Source organism: Streptomyces sp. NBC_00212 (assembly GCF_045206365.1).
In the GTDB taxonomy this organism is placed as follows: Bacteria; Actinomycetota; Actinomycetes; order Streptomycetales; family Streptomycetaceae; genus Streptomyces.
This window is the reverse complement of record NZ_CP108115.1, coordinates 2,397,194-2,411,236: the sequence shown is the minus strand read 5'-3', so window position 1 is coordinate 2,411,236 and position 14,043 is coordinate 2,397,194. Positions and strand designations below refer to the sequence as shown.

Here is a 14,043-nt window from a genome sequence, read left to right as displayed (position 1 = left end):
GCGGCACAGCGCGAAGGGAAAGGCGAATCAGCAGGACGGACGACACACGCAGCCCGCATAGCGGACGAGGTCCATATGGACCCTCCGCCACAGGCGCACATCGGTGTCGGTCACGTTCCGGAGTAGACCATGTGCGCCTGCGTCGGTCAATCAGTGTTCGGATGACGGATAGCGGGCGGCAGTCGGCAGGCAGTCGACGACGCAGGGCTCCCCCAACGTCAGCTGTCAGCCGCCAGCCGTCAGCCGACGGATCGCGGCTGACAGATTTCAGCTGACAGATTCCAGGCGGCCAACTCCAGGCATCAGCCGACAGACATCACTTGATGTCAGCCGTCCGCCCCTCCGTCTCCTCAACCCCCACCCCAGCACCAGCACCAGCCCCCGCGACCCCCGCACCTCCGGCACCCGCCCCCGCACCCGGCTCGCCCCGGCCGGCCTCTCCCTGCACGGCCTCAGCCGCGGCGTACAACTGCGTGGGCTGCACCCCGTTGAACGCGGCGGCCAGGTGCCCGTCGGGGCGTACGAGAAGGACGGCGTGGGCGGGGGCGCCGGGATAGTCCTCGGCGACCAGCAGTTCCGCGTCCAGCGGCAGCGCCGACACCGCGGCGGCCAGGCGGGGCATGACCCCGGCCGTGAGCCAGTGGCGGCGGTCCCAGACGCCGGTGCCCGGGGCGACCAGGACGACCAGGAGCCTGCCCTTGCCGAGCCGGTCCCGCAGGGACACGGCCGAGCCGTCGGGGGCCGTGACGCAGATGTCGGCGGCCGGTGCGCCCAGCCCCGTGCCGACCGGGATGTGCGACTCGGTGTACGGGGGTGTGAGGGGGGAGTGCGGGTACGCGGGGGGCGCGCCGAGCGGGCCCCGCCCCAAGTGTCCGTCGGTCACCAGGGCGTCGTGGCCGCGGGTGGTCCCCGGGATCCAGCCGCGTGGCCCCGCACCACCGCGCAGGATCGGCAACGACTGGTCGGCCGCGCGCAGCCGCGCTGCGACCGCCGACCGCCGTTCCGTCTGATAGCTGTCCAGGAACACCTCTGAAGCCCCGTGGTGCCAGGCCTGGGCCAGCTTCCAGGCGAGGTTCTGGGCGTCCCGCAGGCCCTCGTCCAGGGCCTGTGTGCCGAGCGCGCCCAGCAGGTGCGCGGCGTCCCCCGCGAGGAACGCGCGGCGCACCCGCCAGCGCCGGGCCAGGCGGTGGTGCACGGTGTGGACGCCGGTGTCGAGGAGTTCGTACGGCGGTGTCGGCCCGCACCAGCCCGCGAGCGTGTCCCGGATCCGGCCCATCAGAGCGTCGGGCGTGACCAGTTCGGCGCGCGGCGGAAGCAGCCAGTCCAGCCGCCAGATGCCGTCCTGGAGGGGGCGGGCGGTCACCTCGTCGCCACTGGCCCGCCAGGGCGGCAGCCGGTGCAGCAACGCCTCGCCCGGCCAGGGGAGTTCGGTGCGCAGGGCCACGACTGCCTGACGCTCCACCGCCGTACGGCCGGCGAAACGGACGTCGAGGAGCTTGCGAACGGTGGACCGGGCACCGTCGCAGCCCACCACATAGCTGCCGCGCCACCAGGTTCCGCCGGGCCCCGAGGTGTGGACGGAGACGCCCTGCGCGTCCTGTTCCAGCGTGTCCAGGCGGCTGTCCGTGACCACCCGTACGAGACCGGACGCGGCAAGGGCGTCGCGCAGCCCGCGGGTCAGGGCGTGCTGCGGGATGTGCACCGGTGAGGGCCCGTCGTCCAGGGACTCGCCGAACCTGACGTGGCGCACCAGCCGACCGCGCCTCATGGACCGCCAGGCGACCCAGCGCGCACCCTCGTCGCGCACCGTCGTACAGCCGAGGCCCGCCACGAACGAGGCGATGTCCGGGCGCAGGACGACCGTGCGGACCTGGCGGGCCTCGTCCTTGCCCGGACCCTCGTCGAGGACCACCGACGGCACGCCCTGGGCCGCGAGCGAGAGGGCCAGCGCCAGTCCCACCGGACCGGCGCCGACGACGATCACCGGGTCCACGGCGTGGCTCCCGAGGCGGGTCGGGACGGCTTGCAGGTGGCGCGGGGAACCCGGTGCACGATCACAGAACGTATGCAACCCACTGCGCGTGCTTGCGTCAAGTGACGGAGGCAGCGACGGAGTCGTCGCTGCCTCATATGCCGTCAGTTCGTCGTAGCAGGCGCCACGTCGGGACCATCGGTCCCCTCGGCAACGAGAACGGAGCCCGGGCCGGCGGCCGTGATCGGAGCGGCGGCCGCCCCCATCGCGATGCCGGTCTTCGCCCGGCGCCCCCTCTTCTCGATCCAGGTCGCGAGCGCGGAGAGCACCAGACACATCGCCACGTAGATGGAGCCGATGACGACAATGGTCGAGACGTACGGATACTGGCCGTTGACCTGGGTGTTGCTCGCGATCAGACGCGCCGTCTGGAGCAGCTCCGGGTACAGGATGATGAAGCCGAGCGACGTGTCCTTGAGGGTGACGACGAGCTGGCTGATGATCGTCGGCAGCATCGCCCGGACGGCCTGCGGCATGAGCACGCTCATCATGACCTGCGACTTGCTCATGCCGAGCGCGTACGCCGCCTCGCGCTGCCCCTTGGGCACGGAGTTGACGCCCGCGCGGAGCACCTCCGCCTGCACACAGCCGTTGTAGATCGACAGGCCGAGAGCCAGCGCCCACATCGAGTAGTCGGTCAGGAAGCCGACCCAGACCGCGTAGATCGTGATGAGCAGCGGGATGGAACGGAACAGCTCGACGAAGGCGGTGGCCGCCCAGCGGACCGGCTTGTGGTCGGAGAGCCGGGCCACGGCCAGCACCAGCCCGAGCACCAGCGAGCCGATGGCGGCGAGGCCGAACGCCTTGAGGGTGGCGAGCACCGCGTCGGCGATGTTCTGCCGGATGCCCGAGTAGTTGAAGATGTCCCACATCTCGTAGTCGAGGTTGCCCTTGTCCGCGAGGCGGACGATCGCGACGGCGATCAGCGCGATCAGCGCGAGGGAACCGACGACGGCGTAGATCCGGTTGCGTACGACAGCCTTCGGGCCGGGGGCGTCGTAGAGAACGCTGGCACTCATCGGGCGACCTCCATGCGGCGCTCAAGAAGACGGAAGAGACCGCTCATCGCGAAGGTGACGATCAGATAGCCCAGGGCGACCCAGATGAACACGGGAACGATGTCGTACCCGTCCTCGCTCAGCAGCTTCTGCCAGCCGAACAGTTCGGTGACGCTGAAGGCGCCCGCGATCGCGGAGTTCTTGGTGAGCGCGATGAAGATCGAGCTCAGCGGCGGGATGACCGTCCGGGTGGCCTGCGGCAGCACGATCAGGCGCAGCGTCTGCGTGAAACTCATGCCGATCGAACGGGCGGCCTCGGCCTGCCCCAGCGGCACCGTGCTGATGCCGGACCGCACGGCCTCGCAGACGAACGACGCGGTGTAGAAGCCGAGCGCGAGCGAACCGAGCAGGAACGGGCTCATGCCGGGGAAGAAGATCTCCGGCACGACGAAGAAGAAGACCAGGAAGAGCAGGGTCAACGGGGTGTTGCGCAGCAGCGTCACCCAGGCGGTGCCGAAGAAGCGCAGCGGCGGCACGGGAGAGACCCGGAAACCGGCGAGCAGCAGTCCGAGGACCAGGGCGATGACCGAACTGACGGCGGTGATCTCCACAGTGCCTATGAAGCCGTCGCGGAACTCCGCGAAATGGTCGAGCAGTACGTTCATGGGGTCTCCGCGTCGGCGGGCAGCGGCTGGGGGATCGGGCGGGGCGGGGCTGTGGCGCCCCGTACTGCGTACGGGGCGCGTCGAGCGGGATCGATCAGTAGCGGACGACGGTCGGCGGGGCCTGGTAGTTGGAGCCGGAAAGGCCGAGCGTGGCGTCGTAGATCTTCTTGTAGGTGCCGTCCTGCTCGTGCTTCTCGATCGAGGTGTTGATGAAGTCGCGCAGCGCCTTGTCGTCCTTGTTCATGCCGATGCCGTACGGCTCCTCGGTGAACGGCTTGCCGACCACGCGGAGCTTGCCGGAGTTCTTGGCGGCATAGCCCTTGAGGATCGCGTCGTCGGTGGTGACCGCGTCGACCTGCTTGGACAGGAGCTGCTGCACGCAGTCCGAGTACTTGGACAGCTCGACGACGGACGCGCCGTACTCGGGCTTCTTGATCTCCTGGAGCGGCGTGGAGCCGACGATCGAGCAGACCTTCTTGCCCTTGACGGAGTCCTTGCCGGTGATCGAGGTGTCGTCCTTGCGGACGAGCAGGTCGGCACCGGCCTTGTAGTACGGGCCCGCGAAGCCGACCTGCTTCTTGCGCTTGTCGTTGATCGTGTAGGTGCCGACGTAGTAGTCGACCTGGCCCTTGGAGATCGCGGTCTCGCGGACGCCGGAGTCGACCGTCTTCCACTCGATCTGGTCGGGCTTGAAGCCCAGGTCGGCGGCGACCATCTTGGCGATCTCGACGTCGAAGCCGGAGCGTTCCTTGGTCGACTGGTCCTCGAAGCCGAGGTAGGGCTGGTCGGCCTTGGAGCCGATGACCAGCTTGCCGCGCGCCTTGGCCGCCTTGAAGGTCGGCGAGTCAAGGGTGACGTTAGAGGCGACGGTGTACGTCGGCAGCTGCGGTGCGCCGCTGGAGCCCGGCTGGGCGGACTGCTTGTCACCGGCGGAGCCGGACTTGCCGCCACAGGCGGTCGCGGTCAGGGCGAGCACGGCGATCGCCGCGACGGCGGCGGACTTGCGGAGCATCATGGCGAACATTCCTTGCGTCGTTGGTCGTTGGTCGTCATCGGTCGGCCGACAGGCGTCACCGGGCGATGCCGACCATCGGGCGGCACACGCCAGTCGACTGCCGGCCGGCTCTCGTCAGTGGTGCAGGATCTTCGACAGGAAGTCCTTGGCCCGGTCGCTGCGCGGGTTGCTGAAGAACTGGTCCGGCGTGGCCTCTTCGACGATCTTGCCGTCGGCCATGAAGACGACCCGGTTCGCGGCGGAGCGGGCGAAGCCCATCTCGTGGGTGACGACGACCATCGTCATCCCGTCCCGCGCCAGCTGCTGCATGACCTCAAGAACCTCGTTGATCATCTCCGGGTCGAGCGCCGACGTGGGCTCGTCGAAGAGCATCACCTTCGGGTCCATCGCCAACGCCCGTGCGATCGCGACGCGTTGCTGCTGACCGCCCGAGAGCTGCGCCGGGTACTTGTCGGCCTGGGTGCCCACGCCGACCCGGTCGAGCAGGGCGCGGGCCTTCTGCTCGGCGGCCCGCTTGTCGGCCTTGCGGACCTTCACCTGGCCCAGCATGACGTTCTCAAGGACCGTCTTGTGCGCGAAGAGGTTGAACGACTGGAAGACCATGCCGACATCGGCACGCAGCCGCGCCAGCTCCTTGCCCTCCTGGGGCAGCGGCCTGCCGTCGATCGAGATCGCCCCGGAATCGATCGTCTCCAGGCGGTTGATGGTGCGGCACAGCGTGGACTTCCCGGACCCCGAGGGCCCGATGACGACGACTACCTCGCCACGGGCGATGGTCAGGTCGATGTCCTGGAGCACATGCAGCGCGCCGAAGTGCTTGTTGACGTTGTTCAGCACGACCAGGTCACCCGACGCTGGTACGGCGTCCTCGGTCCCCTTGGCCACTGATACTCCGCTCATCGGCTTCTTGCTCCGTCCTCCTCGGTTGGGGAGGAACGTAGTGGTGAGTTGTGACCAGCGTCATTACATCTGAGCGGAACTTGAGCATAACGATCCGGTTGCGTGGAAGCACTCTGGGTGAGCGCACACCCCGGCGGAATACCGGCTCCGTAACGGATGATGCGCAGGGGCGGGCGCCCCCTTGACCGGAGTGGCGACCATGGGCGTGGATTCGGGGGTACATGCCGTGAAGCGGCCGATGAACGTTCGGGCCGAAAGGCCACAAGGGCCCGAAAGGCCCGGGAACATCCAGGGGGGGGCCATGAGACTGCTGCTCGTCGAGGACGACGACCACGTCGCCGCCGCCCTGTCCGCCGTGCTGTCCAAGCACGGGTTCGAGGTGAAGCACGCCCGCAACGGGGAAGAGGCGCTGCAGGCCCTCCTTCCTGACGAGCGCTGCGCCAAACCACCCTTCGGGGTGGTCCTGCTCGACCTCGGGCTGCCCGACCAGGACGGCTACGAGGTCTGCGGCAAGATCCGCAAGCGCACCTCCATCCCCGTGATCATGGTGACCGCCCGCGCCGACGTCCGTTCGCGCATCCACGGGCTGAACCTGGGCGCCGACGACTACGTGGTCAAGCCGTACGACACCGGTGAGCTCATCGCCCGTATCCACGCGGTCATCCGGCGCCCGCCGCCGGGCGCGCGCCCCGAGTCGGCCGAGGCCGAACTGCGCCTGGGCCGCGTGCAGATCGAACTCCCCACCCGCCGGGTCAGCGTCGACGGCGAGAGCGTCCAACTGACCCGCAAGGAGTTCGACCTGCTCGCACTCCTCGCCCAGCGCCCCGGGGTCGTCTTCCGCCGGGAACAGATCATCAGCGAGGTGTGGCGCACCAGTTGGGAAGGCACCGGCCGCACCCTCGAAGTGCACGTCGCCTCACTGCGCTCCAAACTGCGCATGCCGGCACTGATCGAGACCGTGCGCGGCGTCGGCTACCGCCTCGTCGCGCCGGCCGCCATCTGAGGCCCGAGAAGCCCGGTGCGCACCCGACTCCTGCCGCTGCTCATCTTCCTGCTCGCGCTCGTCCTGGTCGCGTTCGGCTTCCCGCTCGCCCTGAGCGTGGCCCACGCCCAGCAGCAGCGGGTGGTCGTCGACCGCATCGACGACACCGCGCGCTTCGCGGCGCTGGCCCAGTTCGTCACGGCCCCCGACGGCAACGACACCAACAGCGCGGAACGGCTGACCACCCTGGAGGAGGAACTCACCCGCTATTCGACCCTGTACGGGATCAAAGCAGGCGTCTTCTTCCGCAACGGCACCGCCATGGCGAGCGCCCCCACGGGCTGGAGCGTGCCCGCCAAGGGCGAGGGACACATGGCCTTCCAGGAGGCCCTCGCCGGGCGCCGCAGCCACGACCCGGCCCAGGTGTGGCCGTGGCAGCGCGGCCGCCTGGTGGTGGCCTCGCCCGTCGTGCGCGAGGGCGACGTGATCGCGGTAGTGGTCACCGACTCGCCCACCGGCAGCATGCGTTCGGGCACCCTGCACGGCTGGCTCCTCATCGCGGCCGGCGAACTGGCGGCCATGCTGCTCGCGGTCGGCGCCGCGTTCCGGCTCACCGGCTGGGTGCTCAGGCCCGTACGCGTCCTGGACGCCGTCACCCACGACATCGCGACCGGCCGCATGAAATCGCGCGTGGCGGCCGCCGGCGGGCCCCCGGAACTCAGGAGGCTGGCCCACTCGTTCAACGAGATGGCCGACAACGTCGAAGAGGTGCTCGAACAGCAGCGCGCCTTCGTCGCCGACGCCTCGCACCAACTGCGCAACCCGCTGTCCGCCCTGCTGCTGCGCATCGAGCTCCTCGCGCTCGAACTCCCCGAAGGGAACGAGGAGATCGCCTCGGTCCGCACCGAGGGCAAGCGCCTGGCCCAAGTACTCGACGACCTCCTGGGCCTGGCGCTGGCCGAGCACGCCGCGGCCGACCTCCAGCTCACCGACGTGGGGGCGCTCGTGACGGAGCGGGTCGCCGCGTGGCGGCCGCTCGCCGAGGACAAGGGGGTACGGCTGATCGCGGACGGCTCGGCCGCCGCCACCGGCTGGGCGGACCCGGTGGCGCTCTCCAGCGCGCTGGACGCCGTGATCGACAACGCGCTGAAGTTCACCCCCGAAGGCGAGGAAGTCCGGGTCACCGTCGCCGTCGACGGCCCCCGGGCCACCGTGACGGTGACCGACCGGGGCCCGGGCCTCTCCGACGAGGAACTGGGCCGCATCGGCGACCGCTTCTGGCGCGCCGGCCGCCACCAGAACATCAAGGGCTCCGGCCTCGGCCTCTCCATCTCCCGCGCCCTGCTCGCGGCAGGCGGCGGCACCATCGCCTACGCCCACCACGACCCGCACGGCCTGCGCGTGACGGTCACCGTGCCGCGTACGCGACCGGGGGCGTGAGGGAGGGAGGGCGTGAGGGCCAGGGGCGGGCGGCTGACGGCGGTCATTGGCCACGGGGTGACCGACACCTGACGGCTGACAGATTTCAGCTTTCAGATTTCAGCTCTTGGCCTTCGGATTTCAGGGTTCAGCGGTCAGTAGTCAGATTCTGACCGCCGCCGGTCGTCAGGGCTTGACCGACCGGTAGTAGTTCCGCGCCCCGTCATGCAAGGGCAGCGGATCCGTATAGATCGCCGTCCGCAGATCCACCAGCTGTGCCGCGTGCACCTCACGCCCGATGCGGTCGCGGCTGTTTATCACCGTGCGCGTGAAGCCCTCGGTCAGCGCCGCGTCCGTGCGGTCCGTGGTGACCAGCAGGTTGGCCACGGCGATCGTCGGCACCGGGACGCCCCGCTGCGCCTTGGGGTAGGCGTCGGCGGGCATCGTCGCCGCCCGGTAGTAGCCGGTGCTGCCGTCCGCCTTGTGCAGGGCCGACACCAGGTCGGCGAGCGGGACAAGCCGGATGGGGTACGCCTCGGACAGTCTGAGGACGGCCGTGGTCGGCAGCCCACCGGACCAGAAGAAGGCGTCGATCTGCTTGTTCCGCAGCAGGTCGGGCATGGTGTCGATGCCCGCGGGGACGGGAGTGATGTCCTTCTGCGGGTTCAGCCCTGCGGCCGGCAGGAGCCGGTCGGCGAGCAGCCGGACCCCGGAGCCCTCCTGCCCGACGGCGACCCGCTTGCCGCGCAGATCCGCCACCGAGCGCACGGGCGAGTCCTGGGGCACCACCAGCTGCACGTAGTCGTCGTACAGCCGGGCGCAGCCGCGCAGCCGGTCCGCGCCCGGCTTGTTGTCCTTGCGGAACTTGTCGACGGAGTCGGCCGTGGCGATGGTGAAGTCGGAGATGCCGTCGGCCAGGCGCTGGAGGTTCTGCTGCGAACCCTGGCTCGTGCGGAGATTGACGTGCACGTCCGGCAGATCACTGGCCAGCGCCTGCTGGAGCAGCTCGCCGTACCGCTGGTAGACCCCGGTGCGGACGCCCGTACTGAAGTCGATGTTTCCCGCGGGCGACCGGCTGCCGAACGGCACCAGCCACCACAGGAGCAGCCCGACGGCCACCACGGCGGCCGCGGACCCTTGCAGGACGCGACGGCGGCCGAGCCGGGACAGAGCGGGGAGCATGGCTGGATCCTGCCAGTTCATCGCCCGCGAGGACCAGGGGGCGGCGGGCCCCGTACCCTGGTGTACGAGATGAGTGCGAAGACCTACGAGGTGCGCACCTACGGGTGCCAGATGAACGTCCACGACTCCGAGCGGCTGTCCGGCCTCCTTGAGGGGGCCGGATATGTCCGCGCGCCCGAGGGCGCCGACGGTGATGCCGATGTCGTCGTCTTCAACACCTGCGCGGTGCGGGAGAACGCCGACAACAAGCTGTACGGCAATCTCGGCAGGCTCGCCCCGATGAAGACGAAGCGGCCCGGCATGCAGATCGCCGTGGGCGGCTGCCTCGCCCAGAAGGACCGCGACACCATCGTGCAGCGGGCCCCCTGGGTCGATGTCGTCTTCGGCACGCACAACATCGGCAAGCTGCCGGTGCTGCTTGAGCGCGCCCGCATCCAGGAGGAGGCGCAGGTCGAGATCGCCGAATCCCTGGAGGCGTTCCCGTCCACGCTGCCGACCCGCCGCGAGTCCGCGTACGCGGCCTGGGTGTCCATCTCGGTGGGCTGCAACAACACGTGCACCTTCTGCATCGTCCCGGCGCTGCGCGGCAAGGAGAAGGACCGCCGTCCCGGCGACATCCTGGCCGAGATCGAGGCGCTCGTCGGCGAGGGCGTCTCCGAGATCACGCTGCTCGGGCAGAACGTCAACGCCTACGGTTCGGACATCGGCGACCGCGAGGCCTTCAGCAAGCTGCTGCGCGCCTGCGGCAACATCGAGGGCCTGGAGCGGGTCCGGTTCACCTCGCCGCACCCGCGTGACTTCACGGACGACGTGATCGCCGCCATGGCCGAGACGCCGAACGTGATGCCGCAGCTCCACATGCCGCTTCAGTCGGGCTCGGACACGGTCCTCAAGGCGATGCGCCGCTCGTACCGGCAGGAGCGTTTCCTCGGGATCATCGAGAAGGTGCGCGCCGCCATTCCGCACGCCGCCATCTCGACCGACATCATCGTGGGCTTCCCCGGCGAGACCGAGGAGGACTTCGAGCAGACCATGCACACGGTCCGTGAGGCCCGCTTCGCGAACGCCTTCACCTTCCAGTACTCCAAGCGCCCCGGAACTCCCGCGGCGACCATGGACGGACAGATTTCCAAGGATGTCGTTCAGGATCGCTACATGCGGCTGTCCGCCCTTCAGGAAGAGATCTCCTGGGAGGAGAACAAGAAGCAGGTCGGCCGCGTTCTGGACGTCATGGTCGCCGAGGGCGAGGGCCGCAAGGACGGCTCCACCCAGCGCCTCTCCGGCCGCGCCCCCGACAACCGTCTGGTCCACTTCACCAAGCCGGATCAGGACGTGCGCCCGGGCGACGTGGTGACCGTCGAGATCACCTACGCGGCCCCGCACCACCTGCTCGCCGAGGGTCCGACGACCTCGGTGCGCCGTACCCGGTCGGGCGACGCCTGGGAGAAGCGCAACGCGGCCCCCGCCGAGAAGCCGGCCGGCGTGATGCTCGGCCTGCCGTCGATCGGCGCCCCGGCACCGCTCCCGGAGCCCACGGGCGGTTGCTCGGTCCTCTGAGCCCGCACGGTCCCCGTCCCCGCCGCCGAGTCCGGACGGCAGGGCCGGGCCGCCGTAACGGGACTAGGCTGCGGATCATGCTCGTAGCCGCAGCCGTCTGCCCCTGCCCGCCCCTCCTGGTACCCGAGGTCGCCGCGGGCGCCGCGCCGGAACTCGACGCGGCACGCGACGCCTGTGCCGACGCGGTCGGCGTCCTCGCCGCGTCCCGGCCCGACCTCCTGGTCGTGGTCGGCCCGGCGGAGCAAGGAGGCACCTTCCGGCAAGGGGCGGTCGGCTCCTTCGCCGGGATCGGCGTCGACGTCTCCGTACGCCTCGGGCCGGGCGAAGCCGGCGGACAGCGGCTTCCGTTGTCGCTGACGGTCGGCGCCTGGCTCCTGGAGCGGGCCGGCTGGGCGGACGCCCCCGTCGAGGGGCTCGCCGTCGCCGAGCGACTGGAACCGGAGCCCTGCATCGGCATTGGAAGGGACCTCGCGGCCAGGGCCGCCCGCGTCGCCCTGCTCGTCATGGGCGACGGCAGCGCCTGCCGCACCCTCAAGGCGCCCGGCTACCTGGACGAGCGGGCCGCGAGCTTCGACGAGGTCGCGTCCGCCGCCCTCGGCGCGGCCGACACCGACACCCTGATGAGCCTCGACGACCGGCTGGCGTACGAGCTGAAGGTGGCGGGACGCGCACCCTGGCAGGTGCTCGCCGGCGCGGGCGGCGACGCCGGTCTCGCCGGACGGCTGCTCTACGAGGACGCGCCTTACGGAGTCGGCTACTTCGTCGGCGTCTGGTCCTGAAACCCAGAATTTTCAAGAGGACACGGCGGAGGGCCGTGGAGCAGGCAGCTCCACGGCCCTCCGGCGCGCGCGGTTCAGGAGGCGGACGTCGGCGGCGTGCCGCCACCGTCCCTGTGGGAGATGCGGTCCAGGGCTTCCTTGGCCTTTCCCGTACCCGACTCGATCTTGTCGCTGTACTTGCCCTTGGTCTTTTCGTCGACCAGCTTGGCGGCCTTGTCCAGGCCGTGGTCGATCTTGTCCCCGTGCTGCTGCGCGAGGTCCGAGACCTTGTCCTTGGCCGGGGCCAGCTTGGCTTTCAAAGTGTCCAGGAAACCCATGGGGCACCTTCCCTCGTGGGACTACTTGCGGGCGCCTTCGCCGGCCTCGCTGTCCGCCGCCTCCTCGGCCGACTGCTGCTTGGGGATCTCGACCCCCTCGGCGGCAGCGGGCTCGGCGGGCTCCGCCGCTTCGGTCTCCTCGGCGGCCTGGGATGCCTCGGACACCTCGGAAGCCTCGGCGGCCGGGCAGTCCGCCGCGGTGTCGGTGCCGCCCTCGGTCTCCGGCTCCGCCGTCGGCGTGGCGGCCTTCACTTCCTCGGTCGACTCCGCGACAGCCGCATCGGCCTTACGGCGAAACCTTGAAAAAACGCCCATATCTACTCCATAGCGTACTCGTGTGGGCGAAATCCCGCGCCAACCGGAGCGCCTCATTGCGTCGCCCGGCGGCACCGGTCAACAAACCGGCGCTCGGAACCTCGCAACAGGCAACGAAGCCAGCGGCGCCCCGTCACGTAGCTCGTTCGAGGAGGGCCGGGGAGGTTTGCGAGACTGTGACCGTGAGAAGTGCAGCTCCCGCACCGCGGGTCATCGCCGTCGTCGGCCCGACAGCGGCCGGAAAGTCCGATCTGGGCGTCTTCCTCGCCCAGCAGTTGGGCGGCGAGGTCGTCAACGCCGACTCCATGCAGCTCTACCGGGGGATGGACATCGGTACCGCCAAGCTGACGCTCGACGAGCGCGGCGGCATCCCGCACCACCTCCTCGACATCTGGGACGTGACGGAACCGGCCAATGTCGCCAGCTACCAGAAGCTCGCCCGCGCCGAGATCGACCGGCTGCTCGCCGAAGGGCGCACCCCCGTCCTCGTCGGCGGATCCGGACTCTATGTGCGCGGAGCGATCGACGTGCTCGACTTCCCGGGGACCGACCCCGAAGTGCGCGCCCGCCTGGAGAGCGAGCTGGAGGTGCGGGGCCCCGGCGCCCTGCACGTCCGGCTGGCGGCCGCCGACCCCGAGGCGGCCCGCGTGATCCTGCCCAGCAACGGCCGCCGGATCGTCCGCGCCCTCGAAGTGATCGAGATCACCGGCCGGCCGTTCACGGCCAATCTCCCCACGCATGAATCGGTGTACGACACCGTCCAGATCGGCGTCGACGTCGGCCGCCCCGAGCTCGACGAGCGGATCGCGCTGCGCGTCGACCGGATGTGGGAAGCGGGACTGATCGAAGAAGTGCGGGCGCTGGAGGAAAGCGGACTGCGCGAGGGGCGTACCGCGTCACGGGCGCTCGGCTACCAGCAGATCCTCGTGGCGTTCGCCGGCGAGTGCACCGAGGACGAGGCGCGCGCCGAAACGGTGCGCGCCACCAAGCGCTTCGCGCGCCGCCAGGACTCCTGGTTTCGACGCGATCCACGCGTCCACTGGTTGAGCGGCGCCGTAGAGCACCGCGCGGAACTCCCGCACCAGGCGCTGGCGTTGGTCGAACGAGCGGTTACAGCCTGATCACGTGATGGCATCGGGACGCTCCGCCGGTCATTGCGGCACTCTCGCGCGTGCCATCATCAATCGTCGATCGACCAGTGGAGTCCGAGTTGGGAGGGCGCGTGGCGATGGAGGCCGGCCCTCGGGACAGAGAGCAAGGATCGCGGGACGACACCGCGCGCCAGAGCTCGACGGATCACCGTTCAGCGACCCCGAACACCGCGCAAGCGGAATCTGCCGAAGGCGCGGACGACACCGCGCGCGCCCCGGAAGCGACCTCGTCCGCGCTGGGTTCCGCGGTGCTCGGCGCCTCGGGACTGAGCCCGGACGGGCCGGAGGACGGCTCCGTCGGAGCGGTCTCCGACGGTGGTGAGGTCGAGGTCGAACTGCGCCCCCAGCGCCGGTTGAGGATCTGGCAGCTCGCCCCCATCGTGATGCTCGCGGCGCTCGGCTCGCTCATGTTCGCGTTCCCCCTGGCCTTCGAGTTCGGCGACGGCGGACCGGTCGTGGCCATGCTCGGACTCCTCATCAGCTGCTGCGCCGCGGGCTGGGGCATGATGGCCGCGCGCCGCGTCGGCCACACCTGGCCGGGGCTGCCCACCCGGGGCTCCAAGGAGCGGCCGGACTGGCGGGTCCTCGCCCTGTACGTGGGTGTCGCCGGCGTCGTCGTCGCGCTCGCGGTCTGGCGCGTGGCCCGGCTCCGCTGAGCCCGCCTCAGGTCGGTAACCGCAGTTCACGACCGCCGTCCCGGCCCGCTGTCAGTGCGTCCCCGTACGATTGAC

General features: G+C 70.2%; 15 protein-coding genes. 6 read left to right on the top strand and 9 right to left on the bottom strand.

What is annotated here, in order from left to right; all coding sequences use genetic code 11:
• Positions 1-27 precede the first annotated feature (27 nt).
• The 6 genes from OHA17_RS10885 to OHA17_RS10860 form a co-directional block, all read right to left on the bottom strand.
• Positions 28-99 carry a putative leader peptide gene (locus OHA17_RS10885; RefSeq protein WP_309544753.1) on the bottom strand — a complete coding sequence of 24 codons (72 nt, stop codon included), beginning with the start codon at positions 97-99 and terminating at the stop codon, positions 28-30.
• A 217-nt stretch (positions 100-316) separates the two neighbouring features.
• A complete protein-coding gene (locus OHA17_RS10880; RefSeq protein WP_406506208.1) occupies positions 317-1,993 on the bottom strand; it encodes an FAD-dependent monooxygenase in 1,677 nt (558 codons plus the stop codon).
• Positions 1,994-2,136: 143 nt separating this feature from the next.
• Positions 2,137-3,051: an amino acid ABC transporter permease gene (locus OHA17_RS10875; protein WP_406506206.1), complete on the bottom strand. Its 915-nt coding sequence runs from the start codon at positions 3,049-3,051 to the stop codon at positions 2,137-2,139.
• Positions 3,048-3,695, bottom strand: coding sequence for an amino acid ABC transporter permease (locus tag OHA17_RS10870; RefSeq protein WP_053726397.1), 648 nt, complete (start codon positions 3,693-3,695; stop codon positions 3,048-3,050). The genes OHA17_RS10875 and OHA17_RS10870 overlap by 4 nt, the downstream gene beginning before the upstream one ends.
• Before the next feature lie 94 nt (positions 3,696-3,789).
• A complete protein-coding gene (locus OHA17_RS10865) occupies positions 3,790-4,710 on the bottom strand; it encodes a glutamate ABC transporter substrate-binding protein (protein WP_406506204.1) in 921 nt (306 codons plus the stop codon).
• 114 nt (positions 4,711-4,824) lie between these two features.
• Entirely contained in the window at positions 4,825-5,610 is a 786-nt protein-coding gene (locus OHA17_RS10860; protein ID WP_406506202.1) for an amino acid ABC transporter ATP-binding protein, read from the bottom strand.
• A gap of 301 nt (positions 5,611-5,911) precedes the next feature.
• Between OHA17_RS10860 and OHA17_RS10855 the strand changes: the two genes are divergently transcribed.
• Together OHA17_RS10855 and OHA17_RS10850 are read left to right on the top strand one after the other, a co-directional pair.
• Positions 5,912-6,613, top strand: a complete 702-nt coding sequence (locus OHA17_RS10855) for a response regulator transcription factor (protein WP_053726394.1) — start codon at positions 5,912-5,914, stop codon at positions 6,611-6,613.
• A 15-nt stretch (positions 6,614-6,628) separates the two neighbouring features.
• Positions 6,629-8,032, top strand: coding sequence for an ATP-binding protein (locus OHA17_RS10850; protein WP_406506199.1), 1,404 nt, complete (start codon positions 6,629-6,631; stop codon positions 8,030-8,032).
• Positions 8,033-8,197: 165 nt separating this feature from the next.
• Here the strand turns inward: OHA17_RS10850 and OHA17_RS10845 are convergent, their stop codons facing one another.
• A complete protein-coding gene (locus OHA17_RS10845) occupies positions 8,198-9,193 on the bottom strand; it encodes a TAXI family TRAP transporter solute-binding subunit (RefSeq protein WP_406506197.1) in 996 nt (331 codons plus the stop codon).
• A gap of 69 nt (positions 9,194-9,262) precedes the next feature.
• Here OHA17_RS10845 and miaB point away from each other — a divergent pair, with 69 nt between their 5' ends.
• Both miaB and OHA17_RS10835 read left to right on the top strand, forming a co-directional pair.
• Positions 9,263-10,750: a tRNA (N6-isopentenyl adenosine(37)-C2)-methylthiotransferase MiaB gene (miaB, locus tag OHA17_RS10840; protein ID WP_398879837.1), complete on the top strand. Its 1,488-nt coding sequence runs from the start codon at positions 9,263-9,265 to the stop codon at positions 10,748-10,750.
• 77 nt (positions 10,751-10,827) lie between these two features.
• Entirely contained in the window at positions 10,828-11,529 is a 702-nt protein-coding gene (locus tag OHA17_RS10835; protein WP_406506195.1) for a class III extradiol dioxygenase subunit B-like domain-containing protein, read from the top strand.
• Positions 11,530-11,603: 74 nt separating this feature from the next.
• On the opposite strand, the gene OHA17_RS10830 is transcribed toward OHA17_RS10835, so the two are convergent.
• Positions 11,604-11,846 carry an antitoxin gene (locus OHA17_RS10830; protein ID WP_053726390.1) on the bottom strand — a complete coding sequence of 81 codons (243 nt, stop codon included), beginning with the start codon at positions 11,844-11,846 and terminating at the stop codon, positions 11,604-11,606.
• A 21-nt stretch (positions 11,847-11,867) separates the two neighbouring features.
• The gene (locus tag OHA17_RS10825) at positions 11,868-12,161 is read right to left on the bottom strand and encodes a hypothetical protein (RefSeq protein ID WP_406506193.1); all 294 of its coding nucleotides are present in this window, start codon (positions 12,159-12,161) and stop codon (positions 11,868-11,870) included.
• A 182-nt stretch (positions 12,162-12,343) separates the two neighbouring features.
• Between OHA17_RS10825 and miaA the strand changes: the two genes are divergently transcribed.
• Together miaA and OHA17_RS10815 are read left to right on the top strand one after the other, a co-directional pair.
• Positions 12,344-13,282, top strand: coding sequence for a tRNA (adenosine(37)-N6)-dimethylallyltransferase MiaA (gene miaA, locus OHA17_RS10820; RefSeq protein WP_406506191.1), 939 nt, complete (start codon positions 12,344-12,346; stop codon positions 13,280-13,282).
• A 107-nt stretch (positions 13,283-13,389) separates the two neighbouring features.
• The gene (locus OHA17_RS10815) at positions 13,390-13,968 is read left to right on the top strand and encodes a hypothetical protein (RefSeq protein WP_406510684.1); all 579 of its coding nucleotides are present in this window, start codon (positions 13,390-13,392) and stop codon (positions 13,966-13,968) included.
• Positions 13,969-14,043: the final 75 nt, after the last annotated feature.